The organism is Arthrobacter sp. 05N33_2, assembly GCF_056397425.1.
In genome coordinates this window covers 50,949-70,451 of record NZ_JBFTNJ010000007.1, presented here as the reverse complement: position 1 = coordinate 70,451, position 19,503 = coordinate 50,949, and the positions used below count along the sequence as shown (strand labels likewise).

The following is a 19,503-nucleotide window of genomic DNA, read 5'->3' as shown; positions in this document are numbered from 1 at the left end:
AGGACCGGGCGGCAAGAGGCCGGTGTGCGGAGCGTGTGCCGAGCGTAGAGTGAGCCCATGAAGCGTGTGGTGATCGACCGCTTCGGCGGCCCCGAGGTCCTGCAGGTGGTGGAGGTCGACGATCCACGGCCCGGCCCGGGCGAAGTCCGCGTCAGGGTCCTGGCTTCGGGGGTCTCTTTCACCGATGCCCAGCTGCGCGCCGGCACCTACCTCGGCGGACCGAAGCCGCCTTTCACGCCCGGCTATGAGCTCGTCGGCATCGTTGATGAGCTCGGGCCCGGTTGCTCGCGGGTACGGGTCGGGGACCGCATCGGCGCGCTGACGGTGTGGGGCGCCAACGCCGAGCGCGTCTGTGTGCCAGAGGCATACGCGGTGGATGTGCCTGAGGACCTCGACCCGGCCGAGGTCGTAAGCCTCGTCTTCCCCTACATGACCGCTTACCAGCTGCTGCACCGGACGGCTCAGGCGAAGCCCGGGGAGAGTGTTCTGGTTCACGGCGCGGCAGGCAGGGTAGGGGCCGCCATCCTCGAGCTCGGAGCATTGGCCCGCCTCCGCCTCTACGGGACCGCCGCCGGCCGGGACCGCGCCGCAGTGGAGCGGCTGGGCGCGGTGGCGATCGACTATCAGAACGAGGATTTCCTGGCCCGGGTGCGCGGGCTCACCGGCGACGGCGTAGACATTGCCCTCGACGGGATCGGTGGGCCGTTGTCGCTGCGCTCCTTCCGCGCGCTGCGGCCCGGCGGTCGGCTCGTCGTGTTTGGCCGCTACGCCACCATCGCGCAGGGGCGCAAGAACTGGCCGGGCGTGATCGCCTGGTACGCGGCAACGGGGAGCGTCGCCCTCTGGGGCTGGCTGTCACCCCGTCGAAAAGTGTTGTCCTACCGGATCCAGAAGCTGCGCATCCACCACCAGGACTGGTTCAGGGCAGACTTCTTCGCGCTGCTCGAGTTGCTTCGCCGCGGCGAGATTCACCCGGTGGTGGCCGAGCGCCTGCCGCTTTCGGACGTTCGTCGCGCCCATGAGCTACTGGCGAGCACCGCGTCGAAAGGGAAGATCGTGCTCGTACCCTGATCCGGCATGGTCGCCGCCGAGTTCGCGGGAAGCCTGCGAGGTCGCCGCAATGTTACGGCGTGTCCGCACGTTTCCGGCGACTTGGCGCGCCGGCGCTGCGAGGGAGGATAGTTTTAGGGCATGACGGCAAGCTACAGGTACGACGTCGAGATTCTGCACCTCCTTGTCTCGCCGGCGCACGCCTACTTCGGCCGCGCCCGCGATGGTGCGGCGCAGGTTCCCACGACGGACGCGGACCAAGTGGAACTGGTGGCCGGCAAGGGCATCGTCGGYGACCGGTTCTTCGGCAAGGCCGCGCACATGGACGCCGCCGTCACCCTCCTCTCAATCGAGGCCCTCGAGGCGATGGCTAAGGAACTGGCAGCCGGCCCCTTCGACCCGCTCCTGACCCGGCGCAATGTGGTCCTCCAGGGCGCCCACCTCGCTCCCCTGCTCGGCGAAGAGTTCGCGCTCGAATCGAAGGGCAACGTGATCCGGCTCCGGGCCGGACGGCCAGCCCACCCCTGCGCCTGGATGGACCGGATGCTTGCCCCCGGCGCGCACGCCGCCATGCGCGGCCGGGGAGGCGTGCGCTGCCAGCCGCTTTCGACCGGCCTCCTGAGCCGCGGCCCGGCCGTGCTGGTCAGCCCCATCCCGCTCGACCCCGGGCAGGCCGGCGTCCCCACGCTGCTGCGCCCCTCCCGGCTGCCGTAGCGCGGCGGAGACGCGAGCGTTGCGGACGACGGCGAGCGGCGATCATGTTCTTTGCCGCGGATGTGGAACAAATGCTCATCCGAATCGTCGGCAGGAAATAGGCTCGGACTCATCGATCAGGCGGCCGCACGGCAACCGTCAAGCGCAAAACCGGTGAAGGAGCCAGGGTGGACACCCGAAAGCTGAAGTATTTTCTGGCTGTTGTTGACCACGACGGGTTCAGCCGGGCCGCGGAGCACCTGCTCATCGCCCAGCCATCGCTCTCGCAGACCATCGCCGCCCTCGAGAAGGAGCTGGGCGTGCCGCTCTTCCACCGGATCGGGCGGCGGGCGGTGCTCACCGAGGCGGGCAAGGAGCTGATCGGGCCGGCCCGGCTCGTGATGCGCAACCTCGATGCTGCGCAGTCCGCGGTGCAGTCGGTGCGTGGGTTGCGCAGCGGACGGCTGGACATCGTCACGATGCCCTCACCYGGGATCGAGCCCCTGTCCTCGATGATCGCCGCCTTCACCCGGGCGCATCCCCTGGTCAGGCTCAGTGTCAGCGCCGCCTTCACCCCGGAGGACGTCATCGAGTCTGTCCGAAGCGGCAGCACGGAGATCGGGCTGGCAGGCTCCCCCACGCCCATCAAGGTTCCCGGCGTTGAGGTGTTGGAGCTCGATCGCCAGCCGCTGATCCTTCTCGTCAATCCCCAGTCCGATACGTTTGGCGCCGCAACAACGATCCAACGCGAGGAGCTGGCCGGCCACCGTCTGGTCGCGAGCCAGCGCGGTTCGCTGATGCGCTGGCTTGTGGACGACGCACTGGCGCGGGGGATCGACGCCGAAATCGTCGTCGAGGTCGCCCACCGGACCTCGATCCTGCCGTTGGTCCTGGCCGGGGTCGGCCACGCCGTGATGCCGTCGTCGTGGGCGCCCCTGGCCCACAAATCGGGGCTGCGGACGCTGCTGATCGAACCCGTGTCCTACCTGGATGTTGCCGTTCTGAGCCGGAGGGACGACCTGACCCCCGCAGCCCGGTCCTTCCTGGCGGTGGCGCGGCTGCACGCGGCCCCGCAACCGCAAGGAGGGACAGAAACGCCTCCCCCGGCGCATCATCAATAGGCTGAACCTATCTAGCGGATCGGATCTTGGTCTTGGACGGCATGTGGTGCCGGCCCGTCTACTTGAAGAGGAAGGCAGTGTGACGCTGCTAACACACTCAACGAGGAGGTAGGCACATGAGCGCCACCCAGACATTCAGCATCGCTTCAATCCCCGCAGACGGAGTCGGCAAAGAGGTCGTCTCCGCCGGACGCCGGGTCCTGGACGCCCTGGCGCAGAATTCCGGCGGCAAGTTCGCCTTCGAATGGACCGAGTTCCCATGGGGCTGCGAGTACTACGCCAAGACCGGCCAGATGATGGACCCCGACGGACTGGACACCCTCAAGGACTTCGACGCCATCTACTTCGGCGCTGTCGGCTGGGAAAACGTCCCGGACCACATCAGCCTCTGGGGCCTGCGCCTGAATATCACGCAGAACTTTGACCAGTGGGCGAACATCCGTCCGGTGAAGTTCCTCCCGGGCGTCCAGTCCCCGCTGCGCAAGGCCGACACCACCGAGCTCGACTGGATTGTGGTCCGCGAAAACAGCGAAGGCGAGTACGCCGGCCTCGGCGGGCGGAACCTCAGCGGCCGCGGTCCGGGCAACGAGGTCGCCCTGCAGACCGCACTGTTCACCGAGAAGGGCTGCGAGCRCATCATGCGCTTCGCGTTCGATCTGGCCCGGACCCGCACGGTGAAGAAGGTCTCCTCCGTCACCAAGTCCAACGCCCAGCAGTACGGCATGGTCCTCTGGGACGAAACCTTCCAGCGTGTTGCCCTGGACTACCCCGATGTCGCCACCGAGAGCGTCCTTGTCGACGCGATGAGCGCCAAGTTCATCCTGCACCCGGAAGACCTCTCCGTCGTCGTCGCCTCCAACCTGAACGCCGACATCCTCTCCGACCTCGGCTCGGCCCTGGCCGGCAGCCTCGGCCTGGCGGCCAGCGCAAACCTGAACCCGGAGCGCCGCTTCCCGTCCATGTTCGAGCCGGTGCACGGCTCGGCCCCGGACATCGCGGGCAAGGGCATCAGCAACCCGATCGGCGCGATCGCCAGCGCAGCCCTGATGCTGGACCACTTCGGCCTGCACGAGGAAGCCCGCCGCGTCGAGGCCGCCATCGAAGAGGCAACCGGCGCCGGCCACCTGACCCGCGACGTCGGCGGCGACGCCACCACCGGGGACGTCACCGACGCCATCATCGGGGCCCTGGCCCGCACGCTGGCGGCCGTCTAGCGCTTCCGTCTGCCGCTGCGGCGCACCAAAACGGACGACTGCACTGAAACGGACGACGCCGGCCGCGCGGCCGCCGTCGAACGCTACACACTGCACGGGGCGGCTGCGCCGAACTGGCACCCGCCCCGTGCAAACCCCCACACTTAAAGCATCTCCAGAGACATTCCACAATGAGGTAGGAATCATGGGACACATCACCACCGCGGGCACGGATATCCCGGCCCCCAAGAAACGCTGGTACCGGCAGCTGTACTTCTGGGTATTGACCGGCATCGTCCTCGGCATTCTGGTGGGCTGGCTGGCCCCGGCCGCGGGCATCGCCATGGAACCGATCGGCACCACCTTCGTCAACGCCATGAGAATGCTGATCGGCCCGATCGTGTTCCTGACCATCGTCGGCGGCATCGCCAGCGTCGCGGATCTGAAGAAGGTCGGCATGACCGGGCTGAAGGCCTTGACGTATTTCCAGATCGGCACGATCTTTGCCCTGCTCTTTGGCCTGGTCGCCATCAACATCTTCCGCCTCGGCGAAGGCGTCAACGCAGACGCCAGCGCGATCAAGACGACGGACTCCGCGGCCAAACTCATCGACGCCGGCGCCCACCAGGAATGGTGGCAGTTCCTGACCCACATCATCCCCACCAGCGTCGTCGCGCCCTTCGTGGAAGGCGACATCCTCCAGATCATCTTCATCGCCGTGATCTTCGGCGTTGCGCTGAACGCCATGGGCAAGGTCGGGGCGCCCGTCCTGGACGGTGTCCAGCGCCTCACCGGGGTCATGTTCAAAATCCTGGGCTTCATCATGAAGGCCGCCCCGCTGGGCGCGTTCGGCGCGATGGCCTTCGCCGTCGGCAAGTACGGCGTCTCTTCCCTCTCCAGCATGGGCGGGCTGATCGCCCTCTTCTACGCCACCTCGATCCTCTTCGTCGTCGTGGTCCTCGGCTCCGTCATGGCCTTCCTGAAGCTGAACATCTTCAAGATGATCCGCCACCTCAAAGAGGAGTACCTGCTCATTCTGGGCACCTCCACTGCCGAACCGGCCCTCCCGGGCCTGATGCGCAAGCTCGAGCACGCCGGTGTGAAGAAGGAAACGGTCGGGCTCGTGGTCCCCACGGGCTACAGCTTCAACCTCGACGGCGCCGCCATCTACCTTTCGCTGGCCGCCGTCTACATCGCCCAGGCAACCAACACGAACCTGACCATCGGCCAGCAACTGGGCCTCATCGCGGTCATGCTGCTCACCTCCAAGGGCGCGGCAGGCGTCGCCGGCGGCGGCTTCATCGCCCTGACCGCCACCCTGGCCACGCTCGGCACCATCCCTGCCGCCGGCATCATGCTTATCTTCGGCATCGACAAGTTCATGTCCGAGTGCCGGGCCCTGGTGAACTTCACCGGGAATGCCGTCGCCACCTTGTTCATCGCCTGGTGGGACCGCACCCTGGACGCGGACCGCGTCCGCCGCGTCTTCAACGGCGAAACTGTTGAGCCGCTGCCCAGCGAGGATCCGGTCCTCCCGGACGGCTACGGCGACATCGACGATGACCTGATCGAATACGGCCACCACACGCACCCGGACAACCACCCGGAGCGCACAGAAGCCGCCGATGCCGATTCGACGGCCAACGACACCCGCCGCCCCGCCTACTCGGAAACCATCTGACATGTTCAACACCACCGCCCCGAAAACCGTGCGGACCCTCATCGCACCGGACAAGTTCAAAGGCAGCCTCACGGCCGGCGAGGTGGCCGACGCCCTGGCCGCAGGGCTCCGCGCCGGAGCCGGCTCCACCGGCGGGGCCGGAGCGGTCCACTGCGAGCTGCTTCCCCTGGCCGACGGCGGGGACGGCAGTGTGGACGCCGCCGTCGCCGCCGGCTTCACCCGGCACCGCCACACTGTCACCGGGCCCACCGGCCAGCCCGTCCCGGCCGGCATCGCGTTCGACGGCACCACCGCCGTCGTCGAGGTCGCCAACACCTGCGGCCTGGCGCTCCTGCCGGCGGGCCAGCTGGAACCCTTGGCGGCCTCCAGCCGGGGCTTTGGGGAAGCGATCCTGTTCGCCCTCAGTCTCAACCCGGTCAGGATCGTCCTGGCGCTGGGCGGAAGTGCCAGCACCGACGGCGGCATGGGAATGCTCACCGCCCTGGGCTACGGCTTCCACGACGCCCGCAGCCGGCAGCTCCACGGCAGCGGAGAGTCACTGGCGCAGATCCACACCATCCGCCGGACCAGGTTCCCCGAACTGGACAGCACGGAACTCGTGGTCGCCAGCGACGTCCACAATCCACTGCTCGGGCCCGGCGGCGCGCCGGCGGTCTTCGGACCCCAAAAGGGCGCCGGACCGCAGGACGTTGCGGCACTGGAGCACGGGCTGGCGCACCTCGTCGCCACGTTGACGGACGCCGGGTTTGAGGACGCCGCCGAACTTGCGCAGCGCGAGGGCGCCGGAAGCGCCGGCGGGATCGGCTTCGCCTGCCTGCTGCTGGGCGCCAAGCAGGTCTCGGGCGCCGACTACTTCCTGGACCTGCTCGATTTCAACAACCGCAGGGACAGTTGCGACGTCGTCATCACCGGCGAAGGCAGCATCGACGAACAGACCCTCGCCGGCAAGCTTCCCGCCGCCGTCGCCCGGAGGTCAGGAACCCGCCCGATCATCGCGGTGGCCGGCCGTTCCCTCCTCCCCCGGGAAAGGTGGTCCGAACTGGCGCTCACCCGGGTCTACACCCTGGCCGAGTACACCGACCAGGACTCCGCCAAAGACCCCGGACTTTCCGCCGCCCTGCTGCAGAGGATCGGGAGGGACATCGCGGCAAGCCTGCTGTAGGCAGTAGCGGAATCTGGCCCCGCGGTCCTACTGCCTAATCGCGCCCTGGCTCTTCCCGCCCTGACTCTTCCCGCTCGGCGATCGCCTTCACGCTCGTTACCAGGCTGTCCCACATGCCCTTGGAGTGGTCGGCGTCCTCGGCACTGGCGTTGTTGTCCTGGGCGAGCGTCAGTTGCGTGGCACCGGTCTGGTCCTCGAGCGTCCAGGTCAGCRTGTGGTAGTTCTCCGGCGCATCCGCCTGGCCGCTCAACGGGCTGAAGTGCGTGACAACAAGCCGCCGTCCGGGTTCAAACTCGAGGATGCTGCCCCTGTCCTCGTACTCCTTGCCGTCCCAGGTGCCCCGCCACAGGATGGGTCCGCCTACCGTCCAGTCGGTCACGAGTTCGGTGCCGAACATGAACTCCTTGGCGGCATCGGGATCGGTGATCACGGACCATACGCGGCTCGCGGGCGCCCCGATGGTGATGGTCGAGGTCGCCACATACATTCCAGGCATAGCCTTCCTTTCCTCGCGGAGTCGCTCGGCGCCGGCAGCGCCCGGCACCGAGACTACTCCGCCGGGCGGAACGTGCGGAAGCTCCCTAGGCCGGGTAGATCGCGATGGCGGCGGCCTTGATGACGAAGTAGACGCTCATTCCGGGGATGAGGCCGAGGTCGGCTGACGCGGCCGGGGTGATGTCGGCGGAGAGCCGACCGGCACGGACACGGATCTGATCGCCGTGGGGCTCCAGGTCCGTGATGATCACTTGGAATGAGTTTCGCGGGCTGCCGTGCTCTTCGGTGAGGAACACCGATACCGCCGAGGGCGGAAAGACCGCTACTCCGTCCTGCCCGGGTTCGATGGTCTCGTCCCGGTAGCCCGCGACGACCATGCCCTGGGCGGTGGTCACCCCGGCGTCGCTGACAGTCCCCGCCACCAGGTTCAGCCCGGCCAGCCCGGCGGCGAACCGGCTGCGCGGTTTTTCCAGGACTTCGCGGGTGGGGCCCTGTTCGGTGATCCGGCCGTCCTCGAGGACGATCACCCGGTCGGCCAGCATGAGGGCGTCGAGGATGTCGTGGGTGATGATGATGGCCCGGCGGCCGGCGAGGACGCGCTTGAGGAGCCGGCGGAGCAGCGGGGCGGCATGGATGTCGAGCGCGGCCATGGGCTCGTCCAGGAGCAGCAGGTCGGGGTCGGCGGCGAGGGCGCGGGCCACGGCCACCCGCTGGGCCTGTCCGCCGGAGAGCTGTCCGGGGCGCCGGGAGGCGAGGGAGTCGGCGTCGACTTCACTGAGCCAGTGCATGGCCGTTTCGCGGGCCGCGGCGCTGGAGGCGCCGGCGCTGCGTGGCCCGAACGCGACGTTGTCCAGTGCGCTGAGGTGCGGAAACAGGAGGGCTTCCTGGGCCAGCAGCGCCGTGCMCCGGGTGTGCGGGGCGCGCCAGATGTTGGTGTCCGCGCTCAGGTCGAACAGGACTTTTTCGCCGATCGTGGCTTTGCCGGCATCGGGGCGCAGCAGGCCGGAGATGATCGAGAGGAGCGTCGATTTACCGGCCCCGTTGGGCCCGAGGATGGCGATTGTCTCGGCCGGTCCGAGGCTGAAGGAGACCTCGAAGCCCCGCGCGGCAAGGGTTGCGTCCAGCTGAAAGGTCACCGGAGTGCTCCTTCCGGTGCCACGCCAAGGCGCGGGCGCCGGTAGGAGAGCCCGACGACGGCCACCGCCACGGCGACCAGCAGGAGGGAGAGCGCGACGGCGGCGTCGGCGTCGGTTTCGCGTTGCAGATAGATCTCCAGCGGCAGGGTGCGGGTGACGCCCTGCAGGCTGCCGGCGAAGGTCAGGGTAGCACCGAATTCGCCCAGGCTGCGGGCGAAGGACAGAACGGCGCCGGAGGCCAGTCCGGGGAGCACCAGCGGGATGGTCACCCGGCGCAGCACCGTGCCCGGGCGCGCGCCGAGGGTCGCGGCGACCGCCTCATACTTGTTGCCGGCGGTGCGCAGGGCGCCTTCGAGGCTGACCACCAGGAACGGCAGGGCAACGTACGTCTGGGCGAGGACGACCGCGGTGGTGGAGAAGGCGATCTGGATTCCGGCCAGTTCCAGGCTCTTGCCCAGCAGTCCCTGGCGGCCGAAGGTGTAGAGCAGGGCGATGCCTCCCACCACGGGAGGCAGGACCAGCGGCAGCAGGACGAAGGCCCGGAGCAGGCGCTGGCCCGGGAACGGGCTTCGGGCCAGGATGAGTGCGAGCGGCACGCCGAGGACGATGCAGGAGGCGGTGCTCGCCGCGGAGGTACGCAGGCTCAGGCCGAGCGCGGTGAGTGAGGATTCGGAGGTGATCAGCGGGATGAACTCGGACCAGTTGACCCTGGCGACCATTGCCACCAGCGGCAGCAGGACGAAGAGTGCCCCTGCTGCCGCGATGGCGTAAATCCATGCCGGGATGCCTGTGTACCCGGTGCCGCTGCGCCTGTGCATGCCGCTTACGGGGTGCCGAATCCGGCGTCGCTCAAGACCTGCTTGCCCTCGCTGCCGGTGACCGCTGCGATGAAGGCAGCGGCGAGCTCCTTGTTCTTGCCCGTGCCGACCGTGGCGATGGGGTAGGTATTTACGGCCTGGTCCGACTCGGCGAAGGGGATGCCTCTGACCTTGTCTCCGGCGTTCTTGACGTCCGTAACGTAGACCAGCCCGGCGTCGGCCTCACCCGAGGTGACCTTGCCCAGGACATCCGTGACGGACGATTCCTCGCTGACCGGCGCCAGGGTGGTGCCGGTGGCTTTTTCGACGGTCTCGGCCGCGGCGCCGCAGGGAACCTGCGGTGCGCACACCACGACCTTCACGCCCGGCTTGGCGAGGTCGGCGAAGGAGCTGATCGATGCCGGGTTGGACGGCGGAACCGCGATCTCCAGGACGTTCGTGGCGAAGTTGGCCGGGGCGCCGTCGATCAGTTTCGCATCGGTCAGCTTGGTCATGTTCTTGGTGTCGGCGGAGGCAAAGACATCGGCCGGGGCGCCCTGGGTGATCTGCGTGACCAGGTCCGAGGAGCCGGCAAAGTTCAAAGTGATTTTGGTGCCGGGGTTCTTCGCCTCGAAGTCGCTGGCCAGCTTGGTGAAGGTCGATTTCAGCGAGGCCGCGGCGTAAACGGTGATCGCTCCGGACAGCGTGGGGGTCTCACTGGCCCCGGCGCTGGAGTTGGAGGCGGTTCCGGCTGCCCCGGGCGTGCCGGCGGCACAGCCGGCCAGGCCCGCGGCCAGGGCGCCGGCCGCCAGCAGTGCGGGGACGTGCTTGCGGGCGGTCCTCATATGAGGCTCTTTCCGTGGGGCGTTTCGATGATGACGGTGGTGGCTTTGACCACGGCGGTCGCCACGGATCCAAGTTCCAGGCCCAGTTCCCGGACGGCTTCGCTGCTCATCAGGGACACGACGCGGAAGGGCCCGCACTGCACCTCAACCTGTGCCATGACTTTGTCAGCGGTGATGCCCGTGACCAGGCCGACGAACCGGTTGCGGGCGGAGCGGCCTATCTTGGTGGGGTCATCGGGAAGCTGTGCCTGGTCGCGGGCCAGGTGGGCAAGTTCCAGGCCGTCCACGGCCAGCCGGCCGGAGTCATCCTTGACCGGGGTCAGTATCCCATTCTCGGTCCAGCGCCGGACGGTGTCGTCACTGACCCCGAGAAATCGTGCTGCTTCGGAAATGCGGATTTTCGGCATACCTCCATAATCACCTATTTGCGGAAATTATGGGGAAACTGATCCGCAAATCAGTAAAGAATCCTCGTTTGGGGTCATCCGAGGCGCAGCCGGGTCCGGCCCCCGGGATCCTCGAACTCAAGGCGCATTTCAGGCCGGCCGGTGGCGCCGCCGCCGGGCGCCGCCCGCTGGGTGGCCACCAGGAGCGACGGCGGGTCGATTTTCCCGCCGCCCGGGACGATAATCGGAGGTGACCGGACAGCTTCTGCCGAGAGGAGCCGGCCGTGGCACCCACCACCCTGCTGGCAGGATTCAGATCTGCGATCGCCGCCCTCACGTTGGGGGTGCTGCTGCTGACCGGAACCGGCTGCTCCTCCGACAACCCCGCGGAAACCACGAAGATCACGCCGGCGACCAACGGGATCAACACCGTGGTCGGTCCGATGAAGCTGGCGGACATGCTCATCCTCTCCCACGGAGCGGACCAGCCCGGACGGATCATGGGCACCGTATTCAACACGTCCGCCAAAGACGCGGTTGTCACCATCTCCGGCGCTTCCGGATCGACGGTATCGATTCCGGTCAAGGCCAACGGCGAAACGTCTTTGGCCCAGCCTCCGGCCATGATGCTGGACCCCACCACGGGATCCCCCGGGTCCCTGGTCACGGTCCGGGTGAGCGAGGACTCCACAGGTAAGTCGGCCGAGCTGCAGCTTCCGGTCCTCGACTCCACGCTGCCCGAATACCAGTCGTACATGCCCGCGACGCCCGGATCCGGGACCGCCTCCGGCAGCCCGTCACCCACGCTGCCCGGGAACACCACCGCTCCATCCGGGACCGGGTCCCCCAGCCCCTCCCCCAGTCCGTAGCCCGAAGCCCCGCCCCAAGCGCCCGACAACCATGGATCTGGCCCCAAAGGCGGCCCCGCCGGCGCAGGAGCAGGACGGGCCTTAGGCAGGCAGGGCCGGTGAACGCCGTCCCTGCCTGCCTGGCAGTCTCGGTGGCTCTGGCTAGGAGAAGCGTCCCGGCCGGAAGGTGGCCAGCATCGGGTGCTTCGTGCCGGTCATGATCTCACCCGCGAGAAGTTCTCCTGCGATGAGGCCCAGCGTGGCCCCCGAGTGTGTGAAGGCCACGAAGCAGCCGGGCACCTGGCCGAGTTCGCCGAGGACCGGTTCGCCGTCGCCCGGGATGGGCTTGTAGCCGATCTTCCAGGAGGCCGGTTTGAGGTCGGGGTTGCCGCCGATGAGCTTGGATGCTTCATCGGCGAGTTCCTGGACCACGTCATCGGGGATGCTGAAGGAGCCGTCGGCGTGTTCGGCGATGTGCCCTTCATACCAGTCGTGGTCCAGGGCAAGGGTGTTTCCGGGGTTGGGCCGGACGGCGGCCCGGGGGGTGTTCAGCACGGCCTTCAGCTCGTGCTCGACGGGTTTGGTCAGCACCAGCATGGAGACCGGGGATCCGTTGGGGATCTCGACGCCGAGGGAGGCGACGACGGCGGGAGTTGCGGCACCGCATGCCACGAGGACAGCGTCTGACTCGTGGGTTTCGCCTGCGGCCGTCTCGACGCCGGTGGCCCGGCCGCCGTCGACCGTCACGGACACCTTGCCGGCGTTGAGTACGAGTTCACCGCCCAAGGCGTGGAACTCCTCCATCAGGAAGTCCACCAGATCGGGCAGGCTGACCCAGCCCTCACCGGGATTGAAGATGGCGTTCTCCGGAACTTCGGCCGGATCGATGCCGGGGGTGGCTGAAGAAACCCGTCCGGGCGTCAGAAGCTTCGAGTCATAGCCGATGGATTTCTCGTAGCGGTGGCGGGCTTCCGTGGCGGCTTCCTGGCCGGCGGGATTCCACATGAGGCCACCGCCGAACTGCAGCCAGTCCCGGCCGGGGTCCGCGGCGAAGAGCGTGCGGTAGCGGTCCACGCCGGCGACCCGGAGCTGGTGGTACGGTGTGGACCGTTCTCCGGCGGAGTTCAGCCAGGAGAGCGAGCGGCCGGTGGCCTCGCTGGCGAGGCCGTGTTCGGTCAGGAGGATGACGGAGGCGCCGTCGCGGAGCAGGTGGACGGCCGTGGAGACGCCGAGGATGCCGCCGCCGATGATGGCGATGCGCTTGGTTGAGGGCGTGGAGGACATGGGTCTGCCTTTCCTAAAGTAGAGGTATCTGGGGTGTCCGTGAGGGGCACTGGGAGCCGGTGTGCGGGCTATGCGAAGGCGCGGATATTTTGGATGACGCTCAGGACGTCGAGGGACTCTTCGGGGTCGACGGGAAGTGGGCCCTTGCCACGGAGGGCAGTCGCGAGCTCTGCATAGAACAGCGGATAGGCGCCGGGTTCAGATGCGACTGGCCGCAGGTCTCCGTCGACACCCACGGTCCCCCAATGGGTTTGGGGTTCGACGCCGTAGCCCGGCTCCGTGGGTATCGTTCCGGCCGCGAGGGCCGGTTCCTGGCCGTCCAGGCCCCACTTCGTGTAGCCGGACTGGGAGCCCAGGACGTGGAAGCGTGGGCCGACCTGCGCCGTCATGCCGTTCATCCACAACCGTGAGCGGACCCCGGATTCGTGGAGCAGGGACACGAAGGCCTCGGTGTCGGCACCGGCCGGATCCGGGCCGCGGTTCGCCGTTTCGCCGTAGCTTTCGGTCACCGGGCCAAAGAGCTGGATGGCCTGGTCGATCAGGTGGGCACCGAGGTCGTTGAGGATGCCGCCGCCATCGGGCACGGCGGCGGTGTCCCGCCAGTTTCCGAAGCCCTCCGGCCGCCACCATTCGAAGCGCGACTCGAAGCTGCGGACCTCGCCCAGCGCTCCTTCCCCGATAAGCTTCTGAAGCGTCAGGAAATCGGCGTCCCAGCGCCGGTTCTGAAATACCGTGAGCTGCACGCCGGCGTCGGCCGCCCGGGAGATGAGCTCCTGCCCCTGGCCCGGCGTGGTGACGAACGGTTTGTCCACCACCACGTGGAGGCCATGGGCGATGGCCGTTGCGGCGAGGTCGAAGTGGGTCAGCGGTGGCGTTCCGAGGACCACCAGATCGAGGTCACCGGACAGCGCAAACAGGTCCTCCGGCGTCGGGACGATCCGGGTGTCCGGGTAGAGCCTTGCCGCCTCCGAGGCGCGGTCCTGATCCGCCGTGACGATCACGTCCAGCGAGTAGTTGGCATCCGCCGCGATCAGCGGTGCGTGGAAGACTTTGCCCGAGATGCCGAACCCCACGACGGCGGTGCGGATGGGTGCTGCCGCGGTGCTTCCCTTCAGGGTCTCCATCAGAGCACTTCCGAGAGGAATCGCTGGAGGCGTTCGCTTTGCGGGTTGTCGAAGAGGTCGGCGGGCGTGCCGGACTCGACGACCTCGCCTTCGTCCATGAAGACAACCTGGTCGGCGACTTTGCGGGCAAAACCCATCTCGTGCGTGACCACCAGCATGGTCATGCCGCGGCGGCCCAGGCCTGCCATGAGGTTCAGCACGCCCTTGACCAGTTCCGGGTCCAGGGCGCTGGTGGCCTCGTCGAAGAGCATGACTTCCGGTTCCATGGCCAGGGCTCGGGCAATCGCGACGCGCTGCTGCTGTCCGCCGGAGAGGTCGCGGGGGCGGTGGTCGGCGCGTTCGGCAAGACCGACCTCGGCTAGGCGGCGCCGGGCGCGTTCCCTGGCTTCGGCCTTGGGCATGCCCTTGACGCTCCAGAGGGCCAGCGCCACGTTCTCGAGGGCGGTGTGGTCCGGGAAGAGGTTGAAGTGCTGGAACACCATGCCGATGCGGCTGCGCAGGAGGTCCGGTTTGACCTGCAGGGCGCTCTCGCCGGCCAGGAGCACGTCCCCGCTCTTGGGTTCGTGAAGCCGGTTGACGCCGCGCAAGAGAGTGGATTTGCCGGAGCCRGAGGGCCCGATGATGCAGGTGGTGGTGCCCGGGGCGACGTTGAGGCTGACATTGCGGAGCACCTCGACGTCGCCGTAGGCCATGGTCAGGTTCTGCAGTTCCAGGCTGGAGCCGTGGAACGTCTCGATGTCCGGGACTGATTCTTTGGCATTGCTGGCGGTGTTGGTGCTGCTTGCGGTGTTGCTGGCGAGGCTCATGTGTTGCTCCCGGTGGTCAGCGGTGAAGCCGCGGCGAGTTCTTTGACTTCCTTGAGACCGCTGCTGGGTGCGGCGGGGCGGCGTCGGCCGGTGCGGAAGCGGTTATCGAAGTAATTGACCAGATGGGTCAGCGGAACCGTGATCAGCAGGTAGAAGATGCCGGCCATGACCAGGGGCGAGAGGTTGCCGGAAAGCACGGCGGCGTCCTGGCCCACGCGGAAGAGCTCGCGTTCCGTGACCAGCAGGCCCAGGAAATAAACCAGCGAGGAGTCCTTGACGATCGCGATGAACTGGTTCACCAGCGCTGGCAGGACCCGGCGGACTCCTTGCGGAACCACCACCAGGGCCATGGACTTCGCGTAGCTCATGCCCAGCGCGCGGCAGGCCTCACCCTGGCCTTTGTCCACGCTCTGGATACCGGCGCGGAAGATCTCCCCGATGTAGGCGCTGGCGATCAGGCTCAGGGCGATGATCCCCAGGGGGTAGGGCGAGGGACCGAAGATCGATTGGCTGAAGCGGGCGAAACCCTGGCCGATCAGCAGGATGGTCAGGATGGCGGGGAGTCCGCGGAAGAGGTCCGTGTAAATCCGGGCCGGAACCCGAAGCCACCGCGAGGGAGATATCCCCATCACGGCGACGACCATGCCGAGGGCAACGCCGATGATGGTCGCCGCAACGGAGATGATGAGGGTATTGAGGAGACCGACTCCCAGAAGCTGGGGCAGGACCTCGGCCATTGCGCCGAAGTCGAAGAAGGTGCGGGTGATGGTGCTTAACCAGTCCATGGTTGCTCTCAGACGTAGATAGCTTGTGGAACCCGGCGGGCCGCGCAGTGCGGCCCGCCCGGTCAGGTGGCAGCCGGGCTATGTGCCGACGTGCCGATGGTTCGGTGCCTGTTGGTTGCCGGCCGCTTACTTGCTGGGCCGTTTACTTGCTCGGCGCAGGCGTTGCCGTCTGCTCAGCTTTCGGCAGGTACTGCTCGGGCATCGGGGAGCCCGGGAACCACTTCTGGTAGAGCTTCTTCCAGGTGCCGTCCTCCATGGCTGCGGCAAGGCCCTTATTGAGGGCGTCCTTGAAAGCGGTCTTGCCCTTGGCCACGGCGAAGCCGGCGGGAGCGTCGAAGGACGGGATGTCCGCGGCGCTGATCAGCCCGTACTGCGTTTCATAGGCCTTGGCGGCCTCGTAGTCCAGGAAGTGTGCATCAACGGATCCACTGTTGACGGCGGCGATCGCGGTGTTGTTGTCCGGGAAGCGCACCAGGCTCGCGGAGGTGAAGTTCTTGACCGCGTAAGCCTCCTGCAGCGTTCCCTGCACGACGCCGAGACGCTTTCCGCCGAGGCCGTCGGCGCCGGTGATGCCCGAGGTTTTCGTGGTGATGACGGTCAAGTAGCCGGCCAGGTAGCCATCGGAGAAGTCGACGGTTTGTTTGCGCTTGTCAGTGATGCCGATCGCCGCAACGCCGGCGTCGAACTGGCCGTTGGAGACGGCCGCGAGCAGCCCGGAGAAGTCCTGTCCGGTGAAGACGACCTTGTCCACTCCGGCGCGGTGGGCGACGTCTTTGAAGAGCTCGACGTCGAAGCCGGTGAAGTTACCCTGGGCGTCGGCAAAGGTATAGGGCTTCGAATCACCCAGGCTGGCAACGCGGATGGTGCCGGCTTCAATCAGGCCGTAGGGGTTGTCCGCCGGCGAGGACGAGGCGGATGAGCTGCCTCCGCAGCCGGAGAGTGCCAGGACCGCGGCAACAGCAGCGGCGATGAGCGCCCCGGGGCGCATTTTGTTTCCTGTGTTCACAGCGTTTCCAATCGTGGGGGTGAGCAGCGGGGCAGGCAGGCAGTGGGCCCCGTGGAGTGGCACTTTATCGATGGAAGTCTTGCTGAGTCCGGTCTCAGTCCCTAGGATTGAGACCGGACTCACATCGATTGCTAGAAATGTAATCGAAGCCACATCAGGCGTCAAGGGTCCGCTACGAAAGGCCGTAATGAATAGTGATGCTTCCCGGCGCCGCGATGTCACTGTCGCCGACGTCGCCAAAGCAGCCCAGGTTTCCAAGGCCCAGGCCGCCCGCGCCCTGGGCAACTACGGGGCCGTGAGCGACGACGTGCGTGAGCGGGTGCTGGCTGCCGCCGAGGAACTGGAGTACCGGCCCAACGAGCTCGCCCGCAGCATGAACACCGGGAAATCGCACACCATCGGGGTGGTGGTCGGCGACATCGAAAACCCCCATTTCGGCCTGGCCACGCGGGGCATTACGGATACCGCCAAGCGGAGTGGATTCAATGTCATCCTGATCAATACGGACGAGGATACCGAGGCGGAAATCGACGCCGTCAGGGTGCTCCTCGACAAGCGCGTTGACGGCCTGATCGTGGCACCCGCGTCTTCCGTGGAAACGCAACATTTACGGCGCGTTTACGAATCCGGCCGTCCGCTGGTCCTTTTGGACCGCAAGGCGCCAGGGCTCGACGTCGACACCGTGGCGGTGGACATGGAGGACATCTCCCATGAATCCACCAGCTATTTGCTCAAGTCCGGCCACCGGAGGATCGCCTTCGTCTCCACGCTGAAAACAGCCGGGCCGTACCACGACGGCATGCAGCTGGACTCGTCCCAGATCTCGGACCGGCGCGACGGCATGAAACGCGCATTCGAGGAGGCGGGGCTGGACCTGCCCGTCGATCTGATCCGCCTCAACGCCGGCGACGACGAGTCCATCAAGAAGATCACCCGCGAGCTGGTGCAGCGCCCTGACCCGGCGACGGCGATCATCGCCTCCGACGGGCTGATCGGCCTCAGCGTGGTGGAAGCGATCCACGAGCTCGGCCTCTCCATTCCGGGTGATGTCTCCTTCCTCATGTATGACGACTTCGCCTGGACGCGCCTGACCACGCCCCCGCTCACGGTTATCGCCCAGCCTGTCTACGACATGGGCGTAGCGGCCGCGTCAGCCCTGATCCGGCAGATCGAAGGCCGCAAGGCACCGGCGGCCGCACCGACATTCACGGCCGCACTGATCCGCCGCGGCTCGGTCGCGGCCCCGCGGGCGGCCCGCGAGCACACTTAGTCCGCTTGCGGGCGCCATTGGGCGCCTCGACCCAAAGGACAGGGCTTAGTTCTCTGGCGCGGTCCCGGGCCGGCGGATTCACTGAACTGCAGGGGAACGTTTGGTGCAATCGGCGGAGGGAGCGTGATCCCTGTGGGCGGACCCATCCGGCTGCTGGAATCGGGCCGCCCTCACGCTGCGCCCACGGAAACGGGCGCCGATCCGCCATGGAGCTGACGGTCATTGTCCTCATCACCGCCCTCCTGTTCGCGTGGGCGCTGGTGTCGGCGCGGCTGCAGCAGGCGGACCTGACCGCTCCTATTGTGTTCACCGCTGTCGGCGCAGCCCTGGCCTGGTCCGGGCTGGTTAGTGGCCCGTCGCCCTTGGCGAGTATCACCCCGGTTGTCGAGGTCACCCTGGTGTGGGTGCTCTTCTCCGACGCCGCCCGCTTGCCGCTCCAGCAATTGCGCCAAGACGTGAGCCGCTACGTGCGGCTGCTGGGAGTCGGTCTGCCGCTGACGATTGTGTTCGGGTGGGCCCTGGCCGCTTGGTTCTTTCCCCAGTTCGGGTTCTGGCTGGCCCTCCTCGTCGGTGCTGCGCTTGCCCCTACCGACGCCGCACTCGGAATACCCGTGGTGACGAATCCGGCGGTGCCGTCGCGGATCCGCCAGCTGATCACGGTCGAAAGCGGCCTCAACGACGGCATCGCTACCCCGGTCGTCATGCTCGCCATCGCCGGCGCGGCCGCCGCAGCAGGCCTGGAGAGCGCCGAAGGCCCAGGCAGCGCGGCCATGGAGCTGCTCATCGGCGCCGGTGTCGGCGCAGCGGCCGGCGCCGCGGGAGGGTGGCTGCTCCAGCTGGCCCGCCGGCGCGGGACCGCAACCGAGGATTTCGCCGGCATCGGCGTCCTGGCCCTGAGCCTGCTCTCCTACAGCGCCGCACTCGCGGTGGGCGGCAACGGCTTCGTCGCCGCGTTCTGCGCCGGGCTGGCGTTCGGCACGTGCGCCGGGGAACGGGGGCCGGCAGAACTGGCCTTCGTTGAGCAGATGAGCGGCCTGGTGTCCCTGCTCGTGTGGCTGGCCTTCGGAGCCATCACCGTGCCGATCATGCTGAAGCATTCCCTCCCCCTGACCATCGCGTATGCCGTGCTCAGCCTCACGGTGGTGCGGATGCTGCCGGTAGCGCTGGCCTCAATTGGCGCCGGCCTCGACCGGAAGACCGTCCTGTTCGTGGGCTGGTTCGGCCCGCGCGGACTGGCGTCCCTGGTGTTCGCGCTGCTGGCGCTGGAAGCCCTTGGACCAGTGTCCGATCAGGCTGTGGCCGTCATCGCCGCCACCGTACTGCTCAGCGTCCTGGCCCACGGCTTCAGCGCCGCACCGTTGGCTGCCCGCTACGGACGGGCCGCTGCCGCAGCGGGACCGGAGCCCGGCGGACCGGTGCCGGTCTCTCCGGCCCCCGCCCGGGGGCTGAGCCGCATGCACATCCACCCTCCGCATTTTCGGTCGAAGCGGTCCCGTCCCTAGACCGCACTGAACCGTCCGCGCCGGACTCGGGTGCCGTCGTCGCCGTCCGCGTTCCGGCACAGCGGCTGTGATGAGTCTCACGCGCAAATTTCGCCATCTGGCTTGAGCCTCCCGCGCGGCGCTGTGCACTATGGAAAGGCAAGGCAGGGACTGCGACGTTCCTGCCGGTGCAGCCTGACGAATTTCTGCGACGTTCCGCGTCCGCAGTAAACGCCGGGCACCCATCCTGGTGGACGCAATGAGGCCAAACCGGTGAGCTCGCAGAGCTGCCCACGGTCTCAGGCGTTCCTGGTTTGGCCCCTACGGCGGCTCCGCATCG

19 protein-coding genes are annotated in these 19,503 nt (G+C 67.6%); 9 read left to right on the top strand and 10 right to left on the bottom strand.

Annotated elements, in window-relative coordinates; all coding sequences use genetic code 11:
- The first annotated feature begins 57 nt into the window (after positions 1-57).
- From AC1DHX_RS06585 to AC1DHX_RS06560, 6 genes are all read left to right on the top strand, one after another.
- Positions 58-1,071 carry a medium chain dehydrogenase/reductase family protein gene (locus tag AC1DHX_RS06585; RefSeq protein ID WP_476859922.1) on the top strand — a complete coding sequence of 338 codons (1,014 nt, stop codon included), beginning with the start codon at positions 58-60 and terminating at the stop codon, positions 1,069-1,071.
- A 120-nt stretch (positions 1,072-1,191) separates the two neighbouring features.
- On the top strand, positions 1,192-1,764 hold the full coding sequence (locus AC1DHX_RS06580) for an MOSC domain-containing protein (RefSeq protein WP_476859923.1): 573 nt from the start codon (positions 1,192-1,194) through the stop codon (positions 1,762-1,764).
- A gap of 167 nt (positions 1,765-1,931) precedes the next feature.
- Complete coding sequence (locus AC1DHX_RS06575) at positions 1,932-2,864, top strand: LysR family transcriptional regulator (RefSeq protein WP_476859924.1); 933 nt, start codon at positions 1,932-1,934, stop codon at positions 2,862-2,864.
- A gap of 116 nt (positions 2,865-2,980) precedes the next feature.
- On the top strand, positions 2,981-4,078 hold the full coding sequence (locus AC1DHX_RS06570; RefSeq protein ID WP_476899916.1) for a tartrate dehydrogenase: 1,098 nt from the start codon (positions 2,981-2,983) through the stop codon (positions 4,076-4,078).
- A gap of 184 nt (positions 4,079-4,262) precedes the next feature.
- Entirely contained in the window at positions 4,263-5,738 is a 1,476-nt protein-coding gene (gene dctA, locus AC1DHX_RS06565; RefSeq protein WP_476859926.1) for a C4-dicarboxylate transporter DctA, read from the top strand.
- 1 nt (position 5,739) lies between these two features.
- Positions 5,740-6,900: a glycerate kinase gene (locus AC1DHX_RS06560; RefSeq protein ID WP_476859927.1), complete on the top strand. Its 1,161-nt coding sequence runs from the start codon at positions 5,740-5,742 to the stop codon at positions 6,898-6,900.
- Positions 6,901-6,934: 34 nt separating this feature from the next.
- Here AC1DHX_RS06560 and AC1DHX_RS06555 read toward each other — a convergent pair whose 3' ends face one another.
- The 5 genes from AC1DHX_RS06555 to AC1DHX_RS06535 form a co-directional block, all read right to left on the bottom strand.
- Positions 6,935-7,396, bottom strand: a complete 462-nt coding sequence (locus AC1DHX_RS06555) for an SRPBCC domain-containing protein (protein WP_476899915.1) — start codon at positions 7,394-7,396, stop codon at positions 6,935-6,937.
- 85 nt (positions 7,397-7,481) lie between these two features.
- Positions 7,482-8,531: a sulfate/molybdate ABC transporter ATP-binding protein gene (locus AC1DHX_RS06550; protein WP_476899914.1), complete on the bottom strand. Its 1,050-nt coding sequence runs from the start codon at positions 8,529-8,531 to the stop codon at positions 7,482-7,484.
- Complete coding sequence (locus AC1DHX_RS06545) at positions 8,528-9,349, bottom strand: ABC transporter permease (RefSeq protein WP_028275168.1); 822 nt, start codon at positions 9,347-9,349, stop codon at positions 8,528-8,530. The genes AC1DHX_RS06550 and AC1DHX_RS06545 overlap by 4 nt, the downstream gene beginning before the upstream one ends.
- Before the next feature lie 5 nt (positions 9,350-9,354).
- On the bottom strand, positions 9,355-10,173 hold the full coding sequence (modA, locus tag AC1DHX_RS06540; protein WP_476859930.1) for a molybdate ABC transporter substrate-binding protein: 819 nt from the start codon (positions 10,171-10,173) through the stop codon (positions 9,355-9,357).
- Positions 10,170-10,580: a TOBE domain-containing protein gene (locus AC1DHX_RS06535; RefSeq protein ID WP_476859931.1), complete on the bottom strand. Its 411-nt coding sequence runs from the start codon at positions 10,578-10,580 to the stop codon at positions 10,170-10,172. The genes modA and AC1DHX_RS06535 overlap by 4 nt, the downstream gene beginning before the upstream one ends.
- Positions 10,581-10,843: 263 nt before the next feature.
- Between AC1DHX_RS06535 and AC1DHX_RS06530 the strand changes: the two genes are divergently transcribed.
- Complete coding sequence (locus tag AC1DHX_RS06530) at positions 10,844-11,428, top strand: hypothetical protein (protein WP_476859932.1); 585 nt, start codon at positions 10,844-10,846, stop codon at positions 11,426-11,428.
- 141 nt (positions 11,429-11,569) lie between these two features.
- Here the strand turns inward: AC1DHX_RS06530 and AC1DHX_RS06525 are convergent, their stop codons facing one another.
- The 5 genes from AC1DHX_RS06525 to AC1DHX_RS06505 form a co-directional block, all read right to left on the bottom strand.
- Complete coding sequence (locus AC1DHX_RS06525; RefSeq protein WP_476859933.1) at positions 11,570-12,691, bottom strand: NAD(P)/FAD-dependent oxidoreductase; 1,122 nt, start codon at positions 12,689-12,691, stop codon at positions 11,570-11,572.
- Positions 12,692-12,759: 68 nt separating this feature from the next.
- Positions 12,760-13,815, bottom strand: coding sequence for a Gfo/Idh/MocA family protein (locus AC1DHX_RS06520; RefSeq protein ID WP_476859934.1), 1,056 nt, complete (start codon positions 13,813-13,815; stop codon positions 12,760-12,762).
- Positions 13,815-14,621 (bottom strand): amino acid ABC transporter ATP-binding protein, encoded by an 807-nt coding sequence (locus tag AC1DHX_RS06515; protein ID WP_290370353.1) that lies wholly within the window; start codon positions 14,619-14,621, stop codon positions 13,815-13,817. Before AC1DHX_RS06515 ends, AC1DHX_RS06520 begins: the two co-directional genes overlap by 1 nt.
- Positions 14,618-15,406, bottom strand: coding sequence for an amino acid ABC transporter permease (locus tag AC1DHX_RS06510; RefSeq protein ID WP_018775513.1), 789 nt, complete (start codon positions 15,404-15,406; stop codon positions 14,618-14,620). Before AC1DHX_RS06510 ends, AC1DHX_RS06515 begins: the two co-directional genes overlap by 4 nt.
- Positions 15,407-15,548: 142 nt before the next feature.
- Entirely contained in the window at positions 15,549-16,394 is an 846-nt protein-coding gene (locus tag AC1DHX_RS06505) for an ABC transporter substrate-binding protein (RefSeq protein ID WP_223913949.1), read from the bottom strand.
- Between the two features lie 205 nt (positions 16,395-16,599).
- Here AC1DHX_RS06505 and AC1DHX_RS06500 point away from each other — a divergent pair, with 205 nt between their 5' ends.
- Entirely contained in the window at positions 16,600-17,682 is a 1,083-nt protein-coding gene (locus AC1DHX_RS06500) for a LacI family DNA-binding transcriptional regulator (protein ID WP_476859935.1), read from the top strand.
- 206 nt (positions 17,683-17,888) lie between these two features.
- Positions 17,889-19,184: a cation:proton antiporter gene (locus AC1DHX_RS06495; RefSeq protein WP_476859936.1), complete on the top strand. Its 1,296-nt coding sequence runs from the start codon at positions 17,889-17,891 to the stop codon at positions 19,182-19,184.
- The last annotated feature ends 319 nt before the right edge of the window (positions 19,185-19,503 follow it).

What these genes read in the sequence shown, in the direction of transcription:
- AC1DHX_RS06495 (WP_476859936.1), top strand. Translation starts at nt 17,889, where the DNA reads ATGGAGCTGACGGTCATTGTCCTCATCACCGCCCTCCTGTTCGCGTGG.
- AC1DHX_RS06520 (WP_476859934.1), bottom strand. Translation starts at nt 13,815, where the DNA reads ATGGAGACCCTGAAGGGAAGCACCGCGGCAGCACCCATCCGCACCGCC.
- AC1DHX_RS06535 (WP_476859931.1), bottom strand. Translation starts at nt 10,580, where the DNA reads ATGCCGAAAATCCGCATTTCCGAAGCAGCACGATTTCTCGGGGTCAGT.
- AC1DHX_RS06545 (WP_028275168.1), bottom strand. Translation starts at nt 9,349, where the DNA reads ATGCACAGGCGCAGCGGCACCGGGTACACAGGCATCCCGGCATGGATT.
- dctA (WP_476859926.1), top strand. Translation starts at nt 4,263, where the DNA reads ATGGGACACATCACCACCGCGGGCACGGATATCCCGGCCCCCAAGAAA.
- modA (WP_476859930.1), bottom strand. Translation starts at nt 10,173, where the DNA reads ATGAGGACCGCCCGCAAGCACGTCCCCGCACTGCTGGCGGCCGGCGCC.
- AC1DHX_RS06510 (WP_018775513.1), bottom strand. Translation starts at nt 15,406, where the DNA reads ATGGACTGGTTAAGCACCATCACCCGCACCTTCTTCGACTTCGGCGCA.
- AC1DHX_RS06505 (WP_223913949.1), bottom strand. Translation starts at nt 16,394, where the DNA reads ATGCGCCCCGGGGCGCTCATCGCCGCTGCTGTTGCCGCGGTCCTGGCA.
- AC1DHX_RS06585 (WP_476859922.1), top strand. Translation starts at nt 58, where the DNA reads ATGAAGCGTGTGGTGATCGACCGCTTCGGCGGCCCCGAGGTCCTGCAG.
- AC1DHX_RS06560 (WP_476859927.1), top strand. Translation starts at nt 5,740, where the DNA reads ATGTTCAACACCACCGCCCCGAAAACCGTGCGGACCCTCATCGCACCG.
- AC1DHX_RS06525 (WP_476859933.1), bottom strand. Translation starts at nt 12,691, where the DNA reads ATGTCCTCCACGCCCTCAACCAAGCGCATCGCCATCATCGGCGGCGGC.
- AC1DHX_RS06500 (WP_476859935.1), top strand. Translation starts at nt 16,600, where the DNA reads ATGAATAGTGATGCTTCCCGGCGCCGCGATGTCACTGTCGCCGACGTC.